This is a genomic window from Streptomyces sp. UW30, assembly GCF_008042075.1.
Taxonomy (GTDB): Bacteria; Actinomycetota; Actinomycetes; order Streptomycetales; family Streptomycetaceae; genus Streptomyces.
This window is the reverse complement of sequence record NZ_RDBN01000037.1, coordinates 104,081-124,375: the sequence shown is the minus strand read 5'-3', so window position 1 is coordinate 124,375 and position 20,295 is coordinate 104,081. Positions and strand designations below refer to the sequence as shown.

At 72.2% G+C, this 20,295-nt stretch carries 20 protein-coding genes and 1 pseudogene; 12 read left to right on the top strand and 9 right to left on the bottom strand.

The window, feature by feature from the left end; all coding sequences use genetic code 11:
- The first annotated feature begins 51 nt into the window (after nucleotides 1-51).
- Together EAO75_RS19165 and EAO75_RS19160 are read left to right on the top strand one after the other, a co-directional pair.
- Entirely contained in the window at nucleotides 52-810 is a 759-nt protein-coding gene (locus EAO75_RS19165; RefSeq protein WP_147996302.1) for a MerR family transcriptional regulator, read from the top strand.
- Entirely contained in the window at nucleotides 810-1,412 is a 603-nt protein-coding gene (locus EAO75_RS19160; RefSeq protein ID WP_147996301.1) for a hypothetical protein, read from the top strand. Before EAO75_RS19165 ends, EAO75_RS19160 begins: the two co-directional genes overlap by 1 nt.
- On the opposite strand, the gene EAO75_RS19155 is transcribed toward EAO75_RS19160, so the two are convergent.
- Nucleotides 1,354-2,805, bottom strand: a complete 1,452-nt coding sequence (locus EAO75_RS19155) for an RNB domain-containing ribonuclease (RefSeq protein WP_147996300.1) — start codon at nucleotides 2,803-2,805, stop codon at nucleotides 1,354-1,356. The two genes, EAO75_RS19160 and EAO75_RS19155, sit on opposite strands and share 59 nt — an antisense overlap.
- Before the next feature lie 73 nt (nucleotides 2,806-2,878).
- On the opposite strand from EAO75_RS19155, the gene yaaA reads away from it, so the two are divergent.
- Nucleotides 2,879-3,661 carry a peroxide stress protein YaaA gene (gene yaaA / locus EAO75_RS19150; protein WP_147996299.1) on the top strand — a complete coding sequence of 261 codons (783 nt, stop codon included), beginning with the start codon at nucleotides 2,879-2,881 and terminating at the stop codon, nucleotides 3,659-3,661.
- A gap of 81 nt (nucleotides 3,662-3,742) precedes the next feature.
- Nucleotides 3,743-4,375, top strand: coding sequence for a bifunctional 4-hydroxy-2-oxoglutarate aldolase/2-dehydro-3-deoxy-phosphogluconate aldolase (eda, locus tag EAO75_RS19145; RefSeq protein ID WP_147996298.1), 633 nt, complete (start codon nucleotides 3,743-3,745; stop codon nucleotides 4,373-4,375).
- On the opposite strand, the gene EAO75_RS19140 is transcribed toward eda, so the two are convergent.
- Genes EAO75_RS19140 through EAO75_RS19130 form a run of 3 tightly spaced genes read right to left on the bottom strand, consistent with a single transcriptional unit; the run spans nucleotide 4,358 to nucleotide 7,250 of the window.
- Nucleotides 4,358-5,644 (bottom strand): bifunctional RNase H/acid phosphatase, encoded by a 1,287-nt coding sequence (locus EAO75_RS19140; RefSeq protein WP_147996297.1) that lies wholly within the window; start codon nucleotides 5,642-5,644, stop codon nucleotides 4,358-4,360. The two genes, eda and EAO75_RS19140, sit on opposite strands and share 18 nt — an antisense overlap.
- 11 nt (nucleotides 5,645-5,655) lie before the next feature.
- Entirely contained in the window at nucleotides 5,656-6,399 is a 744-nt protein-coding gene (locus EAO75_RS19135) for a zinc ribbon domain-containing protein (RefSeq protein ID WP_187284601.1), read from the bottom strand.
- Nucleotides 6,396-7,250 carry a Nif3-like dinuclear metal center hexameric protein gene (locus EAO75_RS19130; protein WP_147996295.1) on the bottom strand — a complete coding sequence of 285 codons (855 nt, stop codon included), beginning with the start codon at nucleotides 7,248-7,250 and terminating at the stop codon, nucleotides 6,396-6,398. The genes EAO75_RS19135 and EAO75_RS19130 overlap by 4 nt, the downstream gene beginning before the upstream one ends.
- Before the next feature lie 221 nt (nucleotides 7,251-7,471).
- On the opposite strand from EAO75_RS19130, the gene EAO75_RS19125 reads away from it, so the two are divergent.
- Together EAO75_RS19125 and EAO75_RS45960 are read left to right on the top strand one after the other, a co-directional pair.
- On the top strand, nucleotides 7,472-8,635 hold the full coding sequence (locus EAO75_RS19125; RefSeq protein WP_147996294.1) for a hypothetical protein: 1,164 nt from the start codon (nucleotides 7,472-7,474) through the stop codon (nucleotides 8,633-8,635).
- 95 nt (nucleotides 8,636-8,730) lie between these two features.
- Entirely contained in the window at nucleotides 8,731-8,895 is a 165-nt protein-coding gene (locus tag EAO75_RS45960) for a hypothetical protein (RefSeq protein ID WP_187284512.1), read from the top strand.
- A gap of 102 nt (nucleotides 8,896-8,997) precedes the next feature.
- On the opposite strand, the gene EAO75_RS19120 is transcribed toward EAO75_RS45960, so the two are convergent.
- The 3 genes from EAO75_RS19120 to EAO75_RS19110 are packed head-to-tail and all read right to left on the bottom strand — an operon-like array spanning nucleotide 8,998 to nucleotide 11,965.
- Nucleotides 8,998-9,936 carry a 3-oxoacyl-ACP reductase gene (locus tag EAO75_RS19120; RefSeq protein WP_147996293.1) on the bottom strand — a complete coding sequence of 313 codons (939 nt, stop codon included), beginning with the start codon at nucleotides 9,934-9,936 and terminating at the stop codon, nucleotides 8,998-9,000.
- A 45-nt stretch (nucleotides 9,937-9,981) separates the two neighbouring features.
- Nucleotides 9,982-11,058 (bottom strand): Zn-dependent alcohol dehydrogenase, encoded by a 1,077-nt coding sequence (locus tag EAO75_RS19115; protein ID WP_147996292.1) that lies wholly within the window; start codon nucleotides 11,056-11,058, stop codon nucleotides 9,982-9,984.
- Between the two features lie 31 nt (nucleotides 11,059-11,089).
- On the bottom strand, nucleotides 11,090-11,965 hold the full coding sequence (locus tag EAO75_RS19110; RefSeq protein WP_147996291.1) for a MaoC/PaaZ C-terminal domain-containing protein: 876 nt from the start codon (nucleotides 11,963-11,965) through the stop codon (nucleotides 11,090-11,092).
- Between the two features lie 302 nt (nucleotides 11,966-12,267).
- On the opposite strand from EAO75_RS19110, the gene EAO75_RS19105 reads away from it, so the two are divergent.
- Nucleotides 12,268-13,458 carry a sensor histidine kinase gene (locus EAO75_RS19105; protein WP_147996290.1) on the top strand — a complete coding sequence of 397 codons (1,191 nt, stop codon included), beginning with the start codon at nucleotides 12,268-12,270 and terminating at the stop codon, nucleotides 13,456-13,458.
- Nucleotides 13,459-13,881: 423 nt separating this feature from the next.
- Nucleotides 13,882-14,514: a response regulator transcription factor gene (locus tag EAO75_RS19100; protein ID WP_147997965.1), complete on the top strand. Its 633-nt coding sequence runs from the start codon at nucleotides 13,882-13,884 to the stop codon at nucleotides 14,512-14,514.
- A gap of 40 nt (nucleotides 14,515-14,554) precedes the next feature.
- Here EAO75_RS19100 and EAO75_RS19095 read toward each other — a convergent pair whose 3' ends face one another.
- A complete protein-coding gene (locus EAO75_RS19095; RefSeq protein ID WP_147996289.1) occupies nucleotides 14,555-15,391 on the bottom strand; it encodes a hypothetical protein in 837 nt (278 codons plus the stop codon).
- Nucleotides 15,388-15,930: a SigE family RNA polymerase sigma factor gene (locus EAO75_RS19090; RefSeq protein WP_147996288.1), complete on the bottom strand. Its 543-nt coding sequence runs from the start codon at nucleotides 15,928-15,930 to the stop codon at nucleotides 15,388-15,390. The genes EAO75_RS19095 and EAO75_RS19090 overlap by 4 nt, the downstream gene beginning before the upstream one ends.
- Before the next feature lie 284 nt (nucleotides 15,931-16,214).
- On the opposite strand from EAO75_RS19090, the gene EAO75_RS19085 reads away from it, so the two are divergent.
- From EAO75_RS19085 to EAO75_RS19070, 4 genes and pseudogenes are all read left to right on the top strand, one after another.
- Nucleotides 16,215-17,966, top strand: coding sequence for an MFS transporter (locus tag EAO75_RS19085; protein ID WP_147996287.1), 1,752 nt, complete (start codon nucleotides 16,215-16,217; stop codon nucleotides 17,964-17,966).
- Between the two features lie 129 nt (nucleotides 17,967-18,095).
- The gene (locus EAO75_RS19080; RefSeq protein WP_147996286.1) at nucleotides 18,096-18,746 is read left to right on the top strand and encodes a class I SAM-dependent methyltransferase; all 651 of its coding nucleotides are present in this window, start codon (nucleotides 18,096-18,098) and stop codon (nucleotides 18,744-18,746) included.
- A 64-nt stretch (nucleotides 18,747-18,810) separates the two neighbouring features.
- Nucleotides 18,811-19,764, top strand: a complete 954-nt coding sequence (locus EAO75_RS19075) for an N-acetylmuramoyl-L-alanine amidase (protein ID WP_147996285.1) — start codon at nucleotides 18,811-18,813, stop codon at nucleotides 19,762-19,764.
- Between the two features lie 163 nt (nucleotides 19,765-19,927).
- Nucleotides 19,928-20,242: pseudogene (locus EAO75_RS19070) on the top strand (hypothetical protein); the annotation flags it as partial.
- Nucleotides 20,243-20,295: the final 53 nt, after the last annotated feature.

Here is a 20,295-nt window from a genome sequence, read left to right as displayed (position 1 = left end):
CCGGAGGCGTCCGCTTGACCCTGCCGCAACGTCAACGTCTCTACTGGTCTCATGCGGATCGGAGAACTCGCCGCCGCCGTCGGTGTCACCACGCGGACGGTGCGGCACTACCACCATCAGGGGCTGCTGCCCGAGCCGGAGCGGCGGCCGAACGGCTATCGGGAGTACACGCTGCGGCATGCCGTCGTGCTGGCGCGGATCCGGCGGCTGACGGAGCTGGGGCTGGGGCTCGCCGAGGTGCGGGACGTGCTTGCCGAGGACGCCGGGAAGGATCTTGTCGAGGTGCTCACCGAGCTCGACGACGATCTCGCCCGGCAGGAGGACGCCATCCGGGAGCGGCGGGCGCGGCTGCGGGCGCTGCTGGAGACGGAGGGCGCGGTGACCGCCGAGGGGCCCGTGTCGCCCCGGCTCGCGGCGCTCTTCAAGGACATGGCGCAGGTCTCCGACTCCCCCATGGCGGCCAAGGACCGCGAGATGCTCGCGCTGATCGAGACCGCGGCGGATCCCGAGGGAAGGGAACAGCTCATGGGCGCGCTGGGGGACGCGTTCAGCCGGCCGGGCGGCAAGGACCGGGCCCTCGCCGCCTACGCCCTGCTGGACGAGCTCGCCGACGCGGACCCCACCGACCCGCGCGTGGACGAGGCGGCCCGCGCCCTCGCCGACTGCCTGCCCCGCGACCTGCTCCCGGACCCGGTGGACGTCGACCCGGACAACAGCTTCCTGCGCGCCTTCTACGCCGACTTCGCGCCGGCCCAGGCGGAGGCGATCCGCCGTACCTTGCACATCCTCATGGAAGGAGACGGACCGTGATGCGCACCGCGCTCGTCCTCGTCCGGCACGAGCTGCGGCTCCTCGCCGGTATCGGGCTGTGGGTGGCCCGGCGGCGCAACGGAGTCGGCTCGGGCACCGGCTTCGGGTACTCGGGCGGGCAGGGCCCGATGATGCTGGGCTTCGGGTTCGTGATCGTGATCGAGTCGATCATGATGTCCGTGCTGCTGCGGAACCACCCGACCGTGCAACGGGTGTGGTTCACGGTGGACCTGTACACCCTCGTGCTCATCATCGGGATGCACGCCGCCTCCGTCGTACGCCCGCACGTCCTCGACACCGGCCACCTGCGCGTCCGGCGTGCCGCGCACGTCGATCTGCGCATACCGCTGGAGAAGATCGCCCGGGCACGGCGCGACCTGCGCACCACCCATGAGCGGACCGAGGGCGAACTGAACCTCGCCATCGGCTCGCAGACCACCGTGACGCTCGAACTCACCGAGCCCGTCGCCCACTTCACCTTCCTCGGCCGCCGTCAGGACATCCGTCTCGTGCGCTTCCACGCCGACGACGCCGACAGCCTCGTCAAGGCGATCGCACGGGCTCGAAGCGCACCTTCGCCGCTCCCGGATCCGACTGGGTGAGCCTGACCTGGATCCGCTCGCCCAGCGGCAGGCGGTCCCCGTCCGAGTTCTCGATCCGGCCGATGACCGCCGGGGACACCAACTGCACCGTTCCGACCGCGGGTCGGCGTTCCTCCACCTCCACCACGCAGCCGTCGAAGACCTCCCCCACCCGGTCCTTCAGCAGCGCCGCCTCCACGACGTCCAGGCACTCCCGCTCGACCGTGCCCGCGCGCCGGGCGCCGTCGGCCATCTGGGCGGGCAGCGCGTCGAGGGCGGCGAGTGCCCAGTCGGGGACCGGCCGGCCGGCGGCGGCCGCGAGGCAGATCTCGGCGGTGTACCGGTCGGCGAGGCGGCGCAGCGGGGCCGTGCAGTGGGCGTAGGGGGCGGCCACCGCGGAGTGGGTGGTGATGGCCGGGAGGGCACCGCCTCTGAAGACCGTGTAGCCGGCGCCGCGCAGCAGCGTCGTGCACTCCTGGAGGAAGGCCGCGTGGTGCGGGCGGTGCGGGTCGAGGGAGCGGACGAGTTCGGCGTACGACACGTGGTGCGGCCAGTCGATGTGCAGGGCCTGCGCGGTGTGGCGCAGCCTGCCGACCGCGCCGTCGGGGGCTGCGGGGAGGGTGCGCAGGACGCCCGTGCCGAGGGTCAGCATCAGGTCGGCTGCCGCCATGCCGGTCAGGAGGGAGATCTGGGAGTTCCAGCCGTCGGCGGGCAGCGGTGCGCGGTAGGCGAGCTCGTAGGCGTGGTCGCGCTCGACGATCTCCTGCTCGGGCACGCTCAGCGAGATCCCGCCCCGCTCCACCTCCAGCCGCTCCCGCAGCTCGCCGATCTCCTTCAGCAGCGCCAGCGGCTCCTCGGCGGTCCCGCCGTCGATCTCCTTCTGCACGCCCGCGTAGTCCAGCTTGGCCCGGCTGCGGACCAGGGCCCGGCGGACGTCGACGGCGAGCGTACGGCCGTCCGCGTCGAGGTCGATCGTCCACAGCACGGCGGGCCGGTCCTGGTCCGGGAGCAGGCTCGCCGCGCCCTCGCTCAGCGACTCGGGGTGCAGCGGGACCCGTGTGTCCGGGAAGTAGAGCGTGGTCACCCGGCGGTGCGCCTCCCGGTCGAGCGCGCCCGACGGTACGACGAAGGCGGCGACGTCCGCGATGGCGTACCGGACGCGGTAGCCGGTGCCCTGCCGGGACAGGTGCATCGCCTGGTCGAGGTCGGTGGACGTGGGAGGGTCGATGGTGAGGAAGGGGATGTCGGTGGCGTCGTAGGAGGGAAGGGCGGGAGTCTTCGCTGCTCGCTCGGCCTCCGCCAGGGCCTCGGGCGGGAAGCCGCCTGGGACGCCGAGTTCGTTGCGCAGCGCGGTGAGGGCGGCCCGGAGGGGGGCCTCGGGGGCGCCGGTCACGCGGATGTGGCGGCGGGGCATGTGTCGAGCGTAGGGCGAGGGCCGCCGGGTGGCACGCCGTACGCTGTGGCGGAGTTCGAGTGAAGGAGTACGTGTGCTTGTCCTGTTGCCGCCGTCCGAAGGCAAGGCCGCGTCCGGTCGTGGTGCGCCGCTGAAGCTGGAGTCGCTGTCCCTGCCGGGGCTGGGCGAGGCCCGCGAGGCCGTGCTGAACGAGCTGGTCGAGCTGTGCGCGGCCGACGAGGGCAAGGCGGCCGACGTGCTCGGGCTGAGTGAGGGGCTGCGGGGCGAGGTCGCCAAGAACGCCGGGCTGCCGACCGCGGGGGCACGGCCGGCCGGGGAGATCTACACCGGGGTGCTGTACGACGCCCTGGACCTGGCGTCGCTGGACGCCACCGCGAAGAAGCGCGCGACCCGGTCGCTGCTCGTCTTCTCGGGGCTGTGGGGTGCCGTGCGCGTCAATGACCGCATCCCCTCCTACCGCTGCTCGATGGGCGTGAAGCTGCCCGGCCTCGGGGCGCTCGGCACGCACTGGCGGGCGCCGATGGCTGAGGTGCTGCCGGAGGCGGCCGGGGACGGGCTGGTGCTGGATCTGCGGTCGTCGGCGTACACGTCGGCATGGAAGCCGAAGGGCGAGGTGGCCGGGCGGACGGCGTCGGTACGGGTGCTGCACGCGCCGACGCGGAAGGTCGTCAGCCACTTCAACAAGGCGACCAAGGGACGGATCGTACGGAGCCTGCTGACGGCGGGTGCCGTGCCCAAGGATCCGGCGGAGCTGGTGGAGGCGCTGCGGGACCTCGGGTACGAGGTGGAGGTGGAGGCGCCGGCCAGGGCCGGGAAGGCGTGGATGCTGGACGTGCTGGTGACGGAGATCCACTGACGGCCATCGGCTGACCGACCCGGCATTGCAGTATGCGCAACGCCCTTTGCGCATACTGCTTGCCCTGGGCAGGATGACGCCATGACCTCAGTCCTGGATCTCGCGCCAGTCGTCCCCGTGGTCGTGGTCGACGACCCCTCCGACGCCGTACCGCTCGCGCGGGCCCTGGTCGCGGGCGGGCTGCCCGCCATCGAGGTGACACTGCGGACGCCGGCCGCGCTGGAGGCGATCCGGGCCGTCGCGGACGCCGTGCCGGAGGCGGTGGTCGGCGCGGGCACGGTGATCACGCCCGAGCAGGTGACGCGGGCGGTCACGGCGGGGGCGCGTTTCCTGGTCAGCCCGGGCTGGACGGACCTGCTGCTGGAGGCCATGCGGGCGTCGGGGGTGCCGTATCTGCCGGGGGTGTCGACCACGTCCGAGGTGGTGGCGCTGCTGGAGCGCGGGGTGCGGGAGATGAAGTTCTTCCCGGCCGAGGCGGCGGGCGGCACCGCCTATCTCAAGTCGCTGAACGGACCGCTGCCGCAGGCCCGGTTCTGCCCGACGGGCGGGATCGGTCCGGCGACCGCGCCCGACTATCTCGCCCTGCCCAACGTCGGCTGCGTGGGCGGAAGTTGGATGCTCCCGGCGGACGCGGTGGCGGCGCGGGACTGGGGGCGGGTCGAGGCGCTGGCGCGCGAGGCGGCCGGCCTCGGACGCTCACGCGCGCAGGTGTGAGGTCTCGTTGAGGAGCCGCACGCTCGCGTTGCCGTCGGCGTAGTACGCCACCGCCGAGAGGGAGGCCGCCGAGAGTTCCATGCGGAACAGGGACTCGGGCGGGGCGCCCAGGGCGAGACGGACGAACGTCTTGATCGGCGTGACGTGCGTGACGAGGAGAACCGTGCGGCCCGTGTAGGCCGCGATCAGCTTGTCGCGGGTGGCGGCGATCCGGGTGGCTGTGGCCGCGAAGCTCTCGCCGTCGCCGGTGGGACGGGCCTCGGGGTCGGCGAGCCAGGCGTTGAGGTCATCGGCGTAGCGCTCGCGGACCTCGCCGAAGGTGAGGCCCTCCCAGGCGCCGAAGTCGGTCTCGCGCAGGCCCTCCTCGACGGTCACGTCCAGGCCGAGGCGGGCGGCGACGATGCCGGCGGTCTCCCGGGTACGGGTGAGCGGGGACGCGACGATGTGCTGGATGGTGCCGCGCCGGGCGAGGGCGGCTCCGACGCGCTCGGCCTGGTCCCGGCCGACGTCGGACAGGGACGGATCGGTGCCGCCGCTGCCGGAGAACCGCTTCTGGGGCGTGAGCGGCGTCTCGCCGTGCCGGAGCAGCACGAAGGTGGCGGGCGCCCCCATGTCGGCGGGACCCCAGCCGGTCGAGGGAGCGGCGACGGTACGCGCGGCCCTGACATCGGCGTCGGCCTTGGCGCCGTCGGCCTTGGCGCCGTCGGCACCGGCCTGCGCCAGCGCGGCCCGCGCCCGTGCCGCGCCCGCCGCGGCGTCTCCCGGCGGACCGGACGGCTCAGGCTCGACCGCCGCCCGCGCGGCTCTCGCGTCAGCCGCTTCCAGCTCCGCCGTGGATTCCGCCGCCACCCACTGCTCCCCTCGCTTCCCGGCATCCATCGCCTCGTTGGCCAGCCGGTCCGCGTGCTTGTTCTGCTCGCGGGGGATCCACTCGTACGTCACCTGGGACGCCGGGAAGACGGCAGCCGCCTCGAACGCCAGCGGCTTCATGTCGGGGTGCTTGATCTTCCAGCGGCCCGACATCTGCTCGACGACCAGCTTGGAGTCCATGCGGACGTGCACCGTGGCCGCGGGGTCGAGTTCGAACGCGGCGCGCAGGCCCGCGACCAGGCCCCGGTACTCGGCGACGTTGTTCGTGGCGATGCCGATGTACTCGGCCGCCTCGGCCAGCGTCTGCCCGGTCGCCGCGTCGATCACGACCGCTCCGTAGCCCGCGGGCCCCGGGTTGCCCCGTGACCCGCCGTCGGCCTCGACGATGAACTCCCGCACGGCACAGCCTCCTAGAGGCCGGACTCGGCCGTACGCACCAGAATCCGGCGGCAGTTCTCGCAGCGCAGGACCGTGTCGGGCGCCGCCGCGCGGACCTCGCTCAGCTCGGTGACGGCGAGCTCCTGGCGGCAGCCCTGGCAGGTGCGCTGGTAGAGCCTGGCCGCGCCGATGCCGCCCTGCTGCACGCGCAGCTTGTCGTAGAGCTTGAGCAGGTCCGCGGGGACCGACCCGGCGATGACCTCGCGCTCCTTGGTGACCGTGGCCACCTCGCCGTCGATCTCCTCGAACGCGGCGTCCCGGCGGGCGGTCGCGTCGTCGACCTTCCCCTGCACGGCACCGACCCGCTCGGTCAGCTCGGCGACCCGCTCCTGCGCGGACTCGCGGCGCTCCATGACCTCCAGGACGACGTCCTCCAGGTCGCCCTGCCGCTTGGCGAGGGAGGCGATCTCGTGCTGGAGGTTCTCCAGGTCCTTCGGGGAGGTGACGGCGCCGGAGTCCAGGCGCTGCTGGTCGCGGACGGCGCGCTGGCGCACCTGGTCCACGTCCTGCTCGGCCTTGGTCTGCTCGCGGGCGCAGTCGCTCTCCTCGGTCTGCGCGGCCACGAGCAGGTCGCGCAGCTGGGTGTGGTCCTTGGTCAGCGACTCGATCTCGGCGTGCTCGGGCAGCGACCTCCGCTTGTGCGTGAGCTGCTGGAGACGGACGTCGAGGGCCTGGACGTCGAGGAGTCGGATCTGGTCGGCGGGCGCGGCGTTCAGTTGGGGGCTCCAGATGTATCGGTGACGGCGGATGCCGCGTGGGCGGTCCAGGGGTCGGTGACCGTGTCGGAGACGTGGACGCGCAGGCCCCATCCGTTGCGGTCGGAGATCTCGTCGAGCTGGGCGGCGGCCAGCTCGCACCAGGGCCACTCGGTGGCCCAGTGCGCTGCGTCGAGCAGCGCGAGAGGACTGTGGGCGCGGGCCTCGGACGCCGGGTGGTGGCGCAGGTCCGCGGTGAGGAAGGCGTCGACGCCGGCGGCGCGTACGTCGTCGAAGAGGCTGTCGCCGGAGCCGCCGCTGACGGCGATCGTCCGTACGACCGCCTCGGGGTCGCCGGCGACGCGGATGCCCTGCGCGGTGGCGGGCAGGCGCTCGGCGGCTTTCAGGGCGAGCTCGCGCACGGTGAGCGGGTGGTCCAGCTCGCAGACACGGCCCAGACCGCGGCGGCCCGACGGGTCCGTCGGGTCCGGCACCAGCGGTCCTACGACGCGCAGGTCCAGCGCGCCGGCGAGGGCGTCCGAGACACCCGGGTCGGCGGTGTCGGCGTTGGTGTGCGCGACGTGCAGGGCGATGTCGTTCTTGATCAGCGTGTGCACCACGCGGCCCTTGAAGGTGGAGGCCGCGACCGTCGTCGTACCGCGAAGGTAGAGCGGGTGGTGGGTGACCAGCAGGTCGGCGTCCAGCTTGACCGCCTCGTCCACGATCTCCTGGACCGGGTCGACGGCGAACAGGACCCGGGAGACCTCCTGGTCGGGGTCGCCCACGACGGTGCCGACCGCGTCCCAGGACTCGGCCCGCGCGGCGGGCCACAGGTTCTCCAGCGCGGCGATGACTTCAGACAGACGGGGCACGAAGGCAAGGCTACCTGGCTGGTCCCCACGGCCGTACCGGCGCGGAAGCGGCCCGATCGCCCCGCCGGCCCCCTGCGGTCAGGACCGGCTCCGCTCAGCACATCCACCCCTGTTTCCTCAGGCGAATCGTTCCTGGGCCATCCCTTTGTGTGAAGCGGAACGCGGTCGATCCCACGCCTGTGCGTGCGAAAACTAGCTTCGTGACCGGAGGTGACCGGACCATGACGGCCTGTGCCATCGAACCCGAGGCGGAGCATGAGGACGGCGACGTGCCTCGGGCGGAATGCACCATCACGGCGGACGGTTCCTACGCCGCCCGCCTCGCGCTCGACGGCGAGAGCTGGTTCCCGGAGCGCTGGACCCTGGACGGGCCCGAGCCCTACGCCGTGCCGCTGCCCGCGCACCAGCCGGAGGAGCCCGGCACCGAGGTGCAGCCGATGGGCGACGGGCGGGTCCTCATCCGCCGCCCGACCGACGGACGGCATGTGTTCTCGCTGCTGTATCCGACGGGGCCCGGCACGGGCGAGCTGCCGCTGGGCGCGGTCCAGTGCCCGGAAGAGGGGACCCGGCTGCGGATGCTGCCCCCGGCGCCGGGCGGCGAGAAGGCGTACGCCCTCGCGGTGGGCCGGTCCTCCAGCGCGGTGTGGCTGGTGGCGGGGGGCGCCTTCGGGCCGGAGCACGTCGCGCGGATCCCGGGGCGCTGCTCGGGCGGGGTGTGGCTGGACCGCGAGGGGCGGATGCTGGCCCTGGACCGTCTCGACCCGGAGTCCGGGGGCCGTACGAAGGCCGTCGTGGTCGATCTGGGGCGGGGCGGCGAGGTGTCGCCGTTGCTGCAGATCTCGGACGACAGCGACGACCGGGTGCTGCTGGCGGACCCGGACAGCGGGCTGCTGCTGATCCGCTCGGACGCGCCCTCGCCGGGGCAGGAAAGGCTGGGCTGGGGAGTGCTGGGCAGCACGCTGCCGGTGCGCTTCCCGGAGTGCCTGCGGATGCCCGAGTGCGTGGTGACGCCGTTCGCGATCCAGCCGGGGCAGGTGCTGACGCCGGAGAGCTGCGGGGTGGCGCTGCGTATCGACGGGCCGGTCGGCAGCTGGGTCGGGGTGTGGCGGCCCGCCGAGCGGCAGGTGCGTCATCTCGCGGCGCCCGAGGGGTGGTTGACGGGTGCCGGACTGTGGACACGGGACGGGGTGCTCCAACTGCCGTATGCCACGGCGGAGGTGCGGTGCGGGGTGGCTCGGGTGGGGGTGCCTGCCGAAGCGGAGGCGGCGCCCTCGGAAGCGGATCCGGCGTCCTGCGCACCGGTGGAAACGGACCCTCCGGATCCCGTCGTGGCCCGCCCTGTGCCCTTGCAGCAAGCCCCGTTGGGCGGTCTTGTAACGAAGTAGTGGCGGTTGGCGTGGCCGTCTGGATTCGTCCCGTGGTCGTCCGGTTAAACTCGCCCGGCTGTAAGAAAGATCATGTTGACGGGGTGAGTTTTCCGATGAGCAACGCCAGCACGACCCAGCCGGGGCCGGCCGACGTTCACGACGTTCAGAAGGCCTCCGGCCACGGCAGGCACCGGGGCCAGATCTCGGCCCACGACAGCGAGTCGGCCCCTCGCGGGCGGCACCGCAAGCCGGTCGAGGAAACCGAGACGGCAGCCTGACGCCACGCGCGGGCCACGGCGTACGGCCCTGTTCCTCCTTGAGGAACAGGGCCGTTTCTGTGTCCAGCCTCGCTGTCCAGCCTCGTTGCCCAGCCTCGTCGTCTAGCCCCGTTTCAGGCCGAGCACCTCGGCCGCCGCGAACGTCTCGCCCGACGGTTGGGCCGCGTAGTGCGGGGTGAGCTGCGCGTCGAGTTCGTCGTAGGTGAAGGTGTCCTGCTTGCTGTCGAACTTGGCGGCCACCCGCGGCCGTTCGACCACCGCCACCATGCCGCCGTGCACGACGAGCAGCTGCCCGTTGATCCGCGAGGCGGCCGGGGACGCCAAGTAGCCGACGAGCGGGGCGACATGCTCGGGGGCCAACGGGTCCAGCCCCTCCTCGGGCTGTTCGAGGCCGGCGAAGACGTCCTCGGTCATCCGGGTGCGGGCGCGCGGGCAGATGGCGTTGGCGGTCACGCCGTACTTGGCCAGGGCGAGGGCCGTGGAGGTGGTGAGGCCGACGATTCCGCCTTTGGCGGCCGCGTAGTTGGGCTGCCCGGCGGATCCGGCGAGGAACGCCTCCGAGGAGGTGTTCACGATCCGCCCGTACACCGGCCCTCCCGCCGCCTTGGACCGCTCGCGCCAGTGCGCGGCGGCGAACCGGACCGTGTTGAAGTGGCCCTTGAGGTGGACCCGGATCACCGAGTCCCACTCCGACTCCGCCATGGAGAAGACCATGCGGTCGCGCAGGATGCCCGCGTTGTTGACCAGGATGTCCAGTTTGCCGAACTCCCCGATCGCCAACTCGACCAGTTCACCTGCCTGTTGGAAGTCTGCGACGTCCCCGGTGTGGGCAACCGCCGTGCCGCCCGCCGCGCGGATCTCGGCGGCGACCTCCTCGGCGGGCCCGGCGGACGCCTCGCCCGAGCCGTCCCTGCCGGGTTGCCCGTAGTCGTTGACGACGACGGCCGCGCCGAGCCGGGCCAGCTCCAGCGCCTCGGCCCGGCCGAGACCCCGGCCCGCGCCCGTGACGATCGCCGACAGTCCTTCGAGTGGCAGTGACATCAGGCTCCTAGGGAAGCGGGGTCGTCAGACGGAGAAGCGGGGTCGTCAGATCTCTATGCAGGTGCGCAGCGCCGCGCCCGTCCGCATCTGGTCCAGGGCCTCGTTGATCTCGGCCAGCGGCACCCGGTGGGTGATCAGGCCTTCCAGGTCGATACGGCCCGCGCGCCAGAGCGCGATCGTCCGCTCGTAGGAGCGCAGGACGTCGCCGCCGCCGTACATGGACGGCAGGATGCGCTTCTCGTCGAAGAACAGCTCGAACATGTTGAGCTGGAGGAAGTCGTCCATGGCGCCCGCGCCCACGACGACGAGGGTGCCGCCGCGCCGGGTGTTCTCGTAGGCCGTGCGGGCGGTGGCGGACCTGCCGACGACCTCGAAGACGTAGTCGAAGCCTTCGCCGGCGGTGATCTGCTGCTTGGCGTCGGCCAGCTCGTCCGGTGAGACGGCCTTGGTGGCACCGAACTTCAGCGCGGCCTCGCGGCGGGAGGCGACCGGGTCGACGGCGACGATCTCGGCGGCGCCCTTGAGCCGTGCACCCTGGATCGCCGAGATGCCGACGCCCCCGCAACCGATGACGGCGACGGACGAACCGGCCTCCAGATCGGCGGTGTTGAGGGCGGCGCCGAGTCCGGTGGTGACGCCGCAGCCGATCAGGGCCGCGATGTCGAAGGGCACGTCGTCGGGGATCGGCACGGCGCAGCCCGCGTCGACCACGACCTCCTCGGTGAAGGTGCCGGTGCCGGCGAAGCCGAAGAGGTCACCGCCGGGGCGCTTGAAGTTGGGAGTGCCGGCGTTCATGAACCCGGCCAGGCACAGCTGGGTCTGGCCGCGCTTGCAGGCGGGGCACGCGCCGCAGGCGGGCAGCCAGCACAGCACGACCCGGTCGCCCGGCTTGAGGTTCCGTACGCCCTCCCCGGCCTCCAGGATCTCCCCGGCGCCCTCGTGCCCGGGGACGAAGGGCGCCGGCTGGGGCAGGACGCCGTTCATCGCGGACAGGTCGGAGTGGCACAGCCCGGTGGCCCGTACCCGGACCCTCACCTTCCCGGGGCCGAAGCCCACCGCCTCGACGTCGTCGAGGACCTCCAGCTTGTCCTGGCCGATCTCGTGCAGTACGGCTGCGCGCATGGTGCGGCTCCCCTCGTACGGCGTTCTGGACTCATGTGTGTTCGACGACGGTGTCGGCGAGGACGGGCGCGTCGTCCCGCTCGATCGCACTCACGGCGACCCGCACGCTGCCCTCCCCTGCCCACATACGGATCCGCAGGGTCTCCCCCGGGTACACGACCCCGGCGAAGCGGGTGACGTACGAGCGCACCCGGGTCACATCGCCGCCGAGCAGCGTGTCGACGACCGCCTTGAGGGTCACCCCGTAGGTGCACAGCCCGTGCAGGATGGGCCGCTCGAACCCGGCGACCTTGGCGAACTCCGGGTCGGCGTGCAGCGGGTTCCAGTCGCCGGAGAGACGGTAGAGCAGGGCCTGGTCCTCGCGGATGGGCCGTTCGACGATCCGGGCGGGCTCGCCGGCGGGGGGATCGAGCCGGGCGGACGGGCCACGGTCGCCGCCGAAGCCGCCTTCCCCGCGGATGAAGATCTGGGAGTCGTTCGTCCACAACGGGCCCTCGGCGTCGGCGACTTCGGTGCGCAGCACGAGGACGGCCGCCTTGCCCTTGTCGTACACGGCGGCGATGCGGTGGGTCGCGGTGGCCGTGCCGGTCGCCGGGATGGGCCGCTGGAGCACGACGCTCTGGCCGCCGTGCAGGACCCGGGCGAGGTCGACCTCGATGCCGGGCATGGACAGGCCGCTGATCACGCCGGGCGAGCCGGAGCCCGCGACGGTGGCGAAGCTCGGCAGGACGTGCAGCCGGGACTCCAGGGTGTAGCGCAGTTCGTCGGGGTCGGTGGCGGGGCTGTCCTTGTCGGGGTTCGCGCCGGCGCCGATGCCGAGGTGGTACAGCTGGACGTCCTTGGAGTTCCAGGAGATCTCGCCGGTCCGGGGTTCGGCGGCGAGGGCCTTGGCTGCGTCGATGGGCATACGGCTCCTGACAGTGGCGGGAGTCTGGGCAGTGGCGGGCAAAGACCTCGGTACGGCCGTCCGCACCGTCGGCCGCACCGAGGTCGTCACGGGCCGTTCTAGAACGCGTTCCAGTCCGGCGCCCTCTGTATAGCCGAGCGCACCGCAGTTGTGAAGGCTCCTGACGCGGCATCAGATCCGGTTCGCCGGTTCGGCGTGCCGTGACATTTGTCCTGCCGAATCGCGTACAAGGTCCTCTGCCGTGCGGCGGCGCGTGTCCGTACCGTCGGTGTCATCGGTTCGTACCCGACAGGGGGCAGGGCATGGCCTGGTTGTTCAAGACCCGCAGGACCTCGTGCGAGCACTACAAGGACGAGCGGAGCCCCAGCGGCTACAGCCTGCTGCCCTGGCTGCTGATGGGGATGGGCGCCTTCTCCAACCTCTTCCAGGGGGAGACCCCGGACCCGTGGATCGGCGGGATCGGCCTGCTGACCTTCAACTCGCTCTACATCTATGTGGCGTTCCGTTCCTTCGTGAAGGAGCGGCGGGAGGAGACCTCGACCCGGGTGGCGCTGGTGCTGATGGGCCTGGTCACCTGCGCTCTGGCCGGGGCGTACGGCGGCAACTGGCTGCTGTTCTTCCCGCTGCTCGGGCTGGCCACGGGCGCGGCCGTGCGGATGCCGCAGCTGCGCACGGCCGGGCTGGTCGTGAGTATGCTGGCCGCGGTCGTCTCCGTGGCCCACGACGGCTGGGGCGGCCTCGACATCGCCTACGCCACCTGGATCTCCACGATGGTGACGGCGGCGATCCTGTCCCTGTCAGAGGCGGTACGGGAACTGCGCGCCGCCCGCGAGGAGCTGGCCCGGCGCGCCGTCGAGCAGGAGCGCCTGCGCTTCTCCCGCGATCTGCACGACCTGCTCGGGCACACGCTGTCGGTGATCGTCGTGAAGTCGGAGGCGGCGCGGCGCCTGGCCGCCGGGGATGTGGCGGCGGCGCAGGACCAGCTGAACGATATCGAGGCGGTCGGCCGCCAGGCCCTCACGGAGATCCGCGAGGCCGTGACGGGGTACCGGACGGGCAGCCTGAGCACTGAGCTGGACCGCGCGGTATCGGCACTGCGGGCCGCCGGAATCGAGCCCGTCGTACGCCGCTCGGGCCCGCCGCTCGTGCCGCAGACCGAGGTCCTGCTGGGCTGGGTGGTGCGGGAGGCCGTCACGAATGCCGTACGGCACAGCCGCGCGGACCGCTGCGAGATCGTCGTGTCGGGCAGCGGGGAACGGGTGGCACTGACGGTGACGGACGACGGGGGCGGGTGCGGGGGCGAGCGGGCCGAGAAGTCGGGCATCGTCGGCGGTACGGGCCTCAAAGGGCTGGCGGAGCGGTTGTCCGCGGCCGGCGGCACCCTGACGGCGGGCCCGGGTCCGCGCAACGGGTTCGTGGTGACGGCGGAACTGCCTGCGGAGCTGGAGTCCAGGGAGTTGGCGGTCGAGGAGATCCGGTTGCCCGTCGGATAGACCCGCCCGGCGCAGCAGCACAGGCACCGGCTACGGCACACCGGGCCGAGCCGTCATCTCCGGGGTGGCACAACCACGACCCCGAGTCCGGCCAGGCCTGGACCCGCCGCCGTGACCTCTACCTGGTCCACGACATGCCGGCCCAGTGGACGACCCTCCGCGCCAAGCTGATCACGGCCGCTTACCCCAACGGCTGACCGCTCAGCGGGCCTTGCGCGACGCCGGGCGACGCAGAGCTCGTCCGGTCGGCGGCCTGCGCCCCCGTCAGGCGCAGACCGCCACCGCACCTCGCGCGGCTCCTCGCGGAGCAGCCCGGGGGCGGGCGAGCGCACCGCCGCGGCCCGCCGGCCGGACCACGGCCGACGTGGCCGTCGAGCCGGGTCCGCTTTGCCCCGCGCGCCCTACTCTTGGCCCGTGAACGAGATGCCGCGGGACCATCGGCCCGCCAAGTCCATCCGGGTTCTGCTCGCCGAGGACCAGGGGATGATGCGCGGGGCACTCGCCTTACTGCTCGGGATGGAACCGGACATCAAGGTCGTGGCGCAGGTGTCGGCCGGGGACACGATCGTGGACGCCGCCCTCACCCACCGCCCCGACGTCGCCCTCCTCGACATCGAACTCCCAGGCCTGAGCGGCCTCGACGCGGCGGCCGAGCTGCGCGACCAGGTCCCCGACTGCCGGGTGCTGATCCTCACGACGTTCGGTCGCCCCGGCTATCTGCGCCGGGCCATGGAGGCGGGCGCCGCCGGTTTCCTCGTCAAGGACGGTCCGGTGGAGGACCTGGCGGTGGCGATCCGCCGGGTGCTGACCGGCGAGACGGTCGTCGACCCGGCCCTGGCCGCCGCCGCGCTGAGCGCCGGCCCCAACCCCCTCACCGCCCGCGAACGCGACGTCCTGAGCGCCTCGACGGAGGGCGCGACGGTCGCCGACATCGCCGCCAAGCTCCACCTGTCCGAGTCCACCGTCCGCAACTACCTCTCCTCCGCCATCGGCAAGACCGGCACCCGCAACCGGATGGAGGCGCTGCGGGAGGCCCGACAGCAGGGGTGGCTGTGACCCGGCGTCGAGCCACCCCGGCATCCGCTCTTCGCCACCCCTACTTCGTGACCGCCACCGACTGGAACGCCGTCCCCTGGGGGGCCAGGCACACGAACCAGTTCACCGGCGACCCGTCCGCCGGGCGGATCACGAAGTCGTCGCTGTTCACGTCGTGGGCCTCGGACACCACCGGGACCTCGGTCGTCGAACCGTCCTTCCAGGTGCAGGTGACGGACCGGGCGGTCACGGCGACCTGGCCTACGACCAGGCGCTCCGGACCGTCGGCACCGGGCTCCAGAGGCACGGCGGCTGCCTCTATGTCCTTGCCGGACATGGTGTCCTCGGCGGTGAACGCGTCCTCGATCAGCACCTGTTCGTTCCCCGTGTCGCCAAAGCTGCGCCGCACGAAGTACGAGCTCTTGCCGATCAGGTCGGAGGAGTCGCGCAGGTCGGACGGGATGTGCCCGAACTCGGCCATGGCGCCCCGCTCGGCCCGCGCCTCGCGCTCATTGCGCGGCGCCTCCCAGACGTCGATGGAGACCCGCCAGTCCTTGCCCTGGTCGGTCCCTGCTGCGAGCAGCGTCCGCGAGGGCGTGCGCACGTCCGGCGCCGGCGCGGTGGGCGCGCTGGTCGCCACCGAGGAGCCCCGGTCGCCGTGCCCGCCCGGCATCCCCGCCACCGCCAGGGTCCCCGCCGAGCCCACCAGCACCACGGCCGTCGCCGTGGCCACGGCCCAGCGGCGGGCCTTGCGGCGACGGCCGCCCCGCAGCACCGCGTCATAGGGGGCTATGCCGATCTCGACCTCGTCCGCGGCGTCGGCCAGCAGGACGGCGATGTCCGTGTGAGTCATGTCGTGGCTGGTCATCCCGTGGTTCGTCTCCCGGTCCGCGCTCATCGGCTGCGCCCTCCCTGCGTCACCATCTCGGCCAGTCCCGGTATGGCGCGGAGTTTCGCGATCCCCTTGGCCGCGTTGCTCTTCACCGCGCCGACGGAACAGCCCATCGCCTCCGCCGTCTGTGTCTCGGTCAGGTCCTCCCAGTACCGCAGGACCACCGCCTCGCGCTGCCGTGGCGGCAGTTGGGCCAGCGCCGGCAGCAGGGCGCCCCGGTCCTCGGCCTGGGCGATGCGGTCACCGGTGTCCGCCACCTCGCGCATGAAGCCGGAGTCGTCCTTCGGTGCGAGGAACTCCCTGAGCCTTCTGCGGTGCTTTCGTGCGTGTGCGTTGATCATCACGCGCCGTACATACGCCTCCGGGTCGTCGGCCGAGCCGACCCTGCGCCAGGCCACATAGACCTGTTCGAGCGTCGACTGGACCAGGTCCTCCGCGGCGTGCTGCTCCCCCGTGAGGAGAAATGCCGTCCGCAGCAGGCGTGGCCAGCGGCCGATGACAAAGCTCTGGAACTCCGAGTCCCGAGCCGCCTTGCGATCCCCCATGGGCACCTCCCTAGATATTCAAAGGAGTCCATGAAGCCCCCGGATCGTTGCCTCGGGCCGCGGGCGTCTTTTTCGCCGGCCACGCGAGCCTCCTTTTCGCCGGCAACGCGGGCGTCCTTTCGCCCGCCGGAGGACGGCGAGCTCGGATGCGATGCCTGCGGGACGCTCTCAACCCGTCTCCCTCAGAGGCCTGCCCCACCCGTTCCCCCAAGAGAAGGTCAAGAATTCGTTAGTGACCCAAAGCATCGGAATAGTTGCCCAGGCAGACGGAGTTCGATGTACACATGACACGAACGACGAACGACCAGCCCGCCGGCAGGGCCGCCACGGGCGCTTCCGGCGCCCTCGTCCCGGTCCTCGCCTTCGCGGGCATCGTTGTCGCGGTGATGCAGACCCTGCTCGTCCCGGTGATCAAGGACCTGCCGCAGCTGCTGAGCACCGCGCCCAGCAACGCCACCTGGGTCCTGACCTCCACCCTGCTCTCGGGCGCCGTGGCCACCCCCATCATGGGCCGCCTCGGTGACCTCTACGGCAAGCGGCGCATGCTGATAGCCAGCCTGTCCGTGATGGTGATCGGTGCCCTGATCAGCGCATTCACCAGCACCCTCCTCCCCATGATCGTCGGCCGTACCCTCCAGGGCTTCGCGATGGGCGCGATCCCGCTCGGCATCGGCCTGATGCGCGACATGCTGCCCCGCGAGAAGCTCGGCTCGGCGATGGCCCTGATGAGCTCCTCGATCGGCGTCGGCGGCGGACTCGCACTGCCCGCCGCCGCCCTGGTCGCCCAGCACTCGAACTGGCACGCCCTCTTCTACGGCGCCGCCGGCCTCGGCGTCCTCTCCATCGCCCTCACCCTCCTCGTCGTACCGGAGTCCAAGGTCCGCGCGGAAGGCACCTTCGACCACCTCGGCGCGCTCGGCCTCTCCGCCGGCCTCGTCCTCTTCCTCCTGCCGATCACCAAGGGCAGCGACTGGGGCTGGACGTCCGGCACCACGCTCGGCATGTTCGGCGCCTCGGCCGCCGTCCTCCTCCTCTGGGGCGTCTACGAGCTGCGCACCAAGGCCCCCCTGGTCGACCTGCGCACCACCGCCCGCCCGGCCGTCCTCTTCACCAACCTCGCGTCGATCATGGTCGGCGTCAGCTTCTACGTCGTCTCCCTGGTCCTGCCCCAGCTGCTCCAGCTGCCGAAGGAGACCGGCTACGGCCTCGGCCAGTCGATGGTCGTCGCGGGCCTGCTCGTCGCCCCGCTCGGCCTGACGATGATGTTCACCGCCCCGGTCTACGCCCGCCTCTCGGCGAAGTACGGCCCCAAGACCACCCTCATCCTCGGCATGCTGATCATCGCGATCGGCTACGGCGCAGGCCTCGGCCTGATGACCGCCCCCTGGCAGAGCCTCGTCATCGCGGTGATCCTCGGCGCGGGCATCGGCCTCGCCTACTCCTCCCTCCCCGCCCTGATCATCGGCGCGGTCCCGGCCTCGGAGACGGGCGCGGCGAACGGCCTCAACACGCTGATGCGCTCCATCGGCACGTCGGTCTCCAGCGCCGTCATCGGCATGGTCCTGGCCAACACCGCGAACAACGTCGGCGGCGTCGAGGTCCCGACCATGCACGGCTTCCGCGTCTCCTTCCTGATCGCGACCGCCGCAGTCGCCGTAGGCCTCCTGCTCGCCCTGTTCCTGCCGAAGCAGCGCCCGGCCGCCCACCCGCAGCTGCGCGCCAGCAGCGAGGAGGACGCCAACCTCGCGCGCGCCGAGGAGGCCCTGCGCGGATTCCGCGGCCGGGTCCTGGACGCCGAGGGCACGCCGGTCGCCCGCGCCAAGGTCACCCTGATCGACCGCCGCGGCCGCCAGGCCGGCGCGACCCTCTCCGCGGACGACGGCAGCTACGCCCTCACCGTCCCCACCCAGGGCGCCTACGTCCTGGCCGCCCGGGCCGACGGCCACGCCCCGCTCGCCTCGTCCGCGACGCACGCGGGCGACGACAGCGCGGTGGACCTGGACCTGGCGCTGCCCGGAGAGACGGTCACCGCCTGAGCCTCGTGAAAACGCCCACGAAGGCCTGACAACGCCTGAGATCCACACCACCCGCACCCCCTGTCGCCTCACCGGCAGGGGGTGCGGCAGCATGGGCGCCCAGACGCTCGTACGACCGGAAGGACCCCCATGGCCCCGGCCCCCAAGCCCGAGATCCTGGCCGCTTTCGAGGCGGCGAAGGGCTTCATGCCCCTGGGCGAGGGCCTGGCCCTGTACGCGGCGGCCGTCGAGGCCGGACGGCTCGGCCTGCCGCTGCTGGAGGTCGGCACGTACTGCGGCCGCTCCGCCATCCTGCTCGCCGACGCCGCCCGCGAGGCCGGTGTGACGGCTCTCACGGTCGACCACCACCGCGGCAGCGAGGAGCAGCAGCCGGGCTGGGAGTACCACGACCCCGAGACGGTCGACCCCGAGATCGGCCTCATGGACACCCTCCCGACGTTCCGCCGCACACTGCACAGGGCCGGCCTGGAGGACCACGTGATCGCCCTGGTCGGCCGCTCCCCGCAGGTCGCGAAGATCTGGGGCACACCTCTCGGCCTGGTCTTCGTCGACGGCGGCCACACCGACGAACACGCGGGCGCCGACTACGAAGGCTGGGCCCCGCATGTCGCCGAGGGCGGCCTGCTGGTCATCCACGACGTGTTCCCGGACCCGAAGGACGAATTCACCGGCCAGGCCCCGTACCGCGTCTACCTCCGCGCACTGGAGTCCGGGGCGTTCACGGAGGTGTCGGCGACGCAATCGCTGCGGGTGCTGCGCCGGACGGGGGCCGGCATCTGAACTCCGGAGCCGCTCGGCCGTGGCCTCCCCGCGCGGGCCACGGTCGGCCCGTAAGGTGTCAGGCGTGTCGTACGTAGGTCCGGACTTCGATCCTCCCCAGCCCCGCCGCGGCCGCCGCTCGCGAGCCCTGACCGTGGCGGCCGCCGCCCTCGTGCCGGGCGCGCTGCTCGGATGGGTGGTGTACGAGGCGGTAGGCGGCGGGACCGGCTCCGGCAACGCGGCCGCACGGCCGTCGGGGGCGCTGTCGAGCACGGAGCCGACGGACGGCACCACGAGCGACGACAAGCCTCCGGGTCCCACCCCCACCACGGACTCCACCTCCGCGCCGGCCGCCTCCGGCTCCGGCTCCCTCAAGGGCAAGGTCGTCGTCATCGACCCGGGCCACAACCCGAACAACTTCCGGCACACGTCCGAGATCAACCGCAAGGTGAACATCGGGACGAACTGGAAGGAGTGCGACACGACCGGGACGTCCACCAACGACGGCTACGCAGAAGCCGAGTTCACACTCGACGTCGCCCACCGCATGCGCACCCTGCTGGAGAAGCAGGGCGCCACGGTCAAGTTCACCCAGGACGGCGACCGCCCCTGGGGCCCCTGCGTCGACGAGCGGGCCGAGATCGGCAACAAGGCGCACGCCGACGCCGTCGTCTCCCTCCACGCGGACGGCGCGGGCGCCGGCCAACGCGGCTTCCACGTCATCCTCCCGGGCAAGGTGAACGCGGGCGCCGCGAACACCGGCCCGATCGTCGCCCCCTCCCGCAACCTCGGCGAGCGCATCGCGGGCTCCTTCCTCCGCGTCACGGGCAGCGCCCCCTCCAACTACCTCGGCAACGGCACCGGTCTCGTCACGCGTAAGGACCTTGGCGGTCTCAATCTGTCAACGGTTCCCAAGGTGTTCATCGAGTGCGGCAACATGCGCGATAGCAAGGACGCGGCACAGCTCACCAACGGCGCCTGGCGACAGAAGGCGGCGCAGGGGATCTCTGAGGGAATCGTGGACTTCCTGCGCGGGTAGTGGTCCACGGGCTGATCCCGGCGGACAGCCTCGTCGGTCGGACGATAAGGTCGTCCGTACGATGAGGGGCCACCCCCGCGCTTCACACCGGGGCCTGACGGCGACATGGTGACAGCGACGCCTCCAGCGATGCCGACGACGAGACGATTGACAAGGACCTGAAGTGAATATCCGCTCCCTCACTCGAGGCGACGGCGTGGTGATCGGAGCAGCGGTACTGCTGTTCATCGCGTCATTCCTCGACATCTACTCCGTCGACGGCGCCCCCGACGGCATCGAGCTGCCGAACGCCTGGGCCAGCGGACCGCTCCTGCTCGGCGTCGTGCTGGCAGGTCTCATCGGCGCCGCACTCATCGTGGTCTCCCGGGGGCTGCCGCAGGTGCCCAAGGTCGCCGGTCTGGACCTCGGCCAGTTCGGCATTGCCGCCACGGTCCTGGCCGCATGGAGCGCCCTCGGCAACATTTTTGACCCGTCGGGGGCGCCGTCGACGGAGTAGATGTCGAGGAATGACGCGATGAACAGCAGTACCGC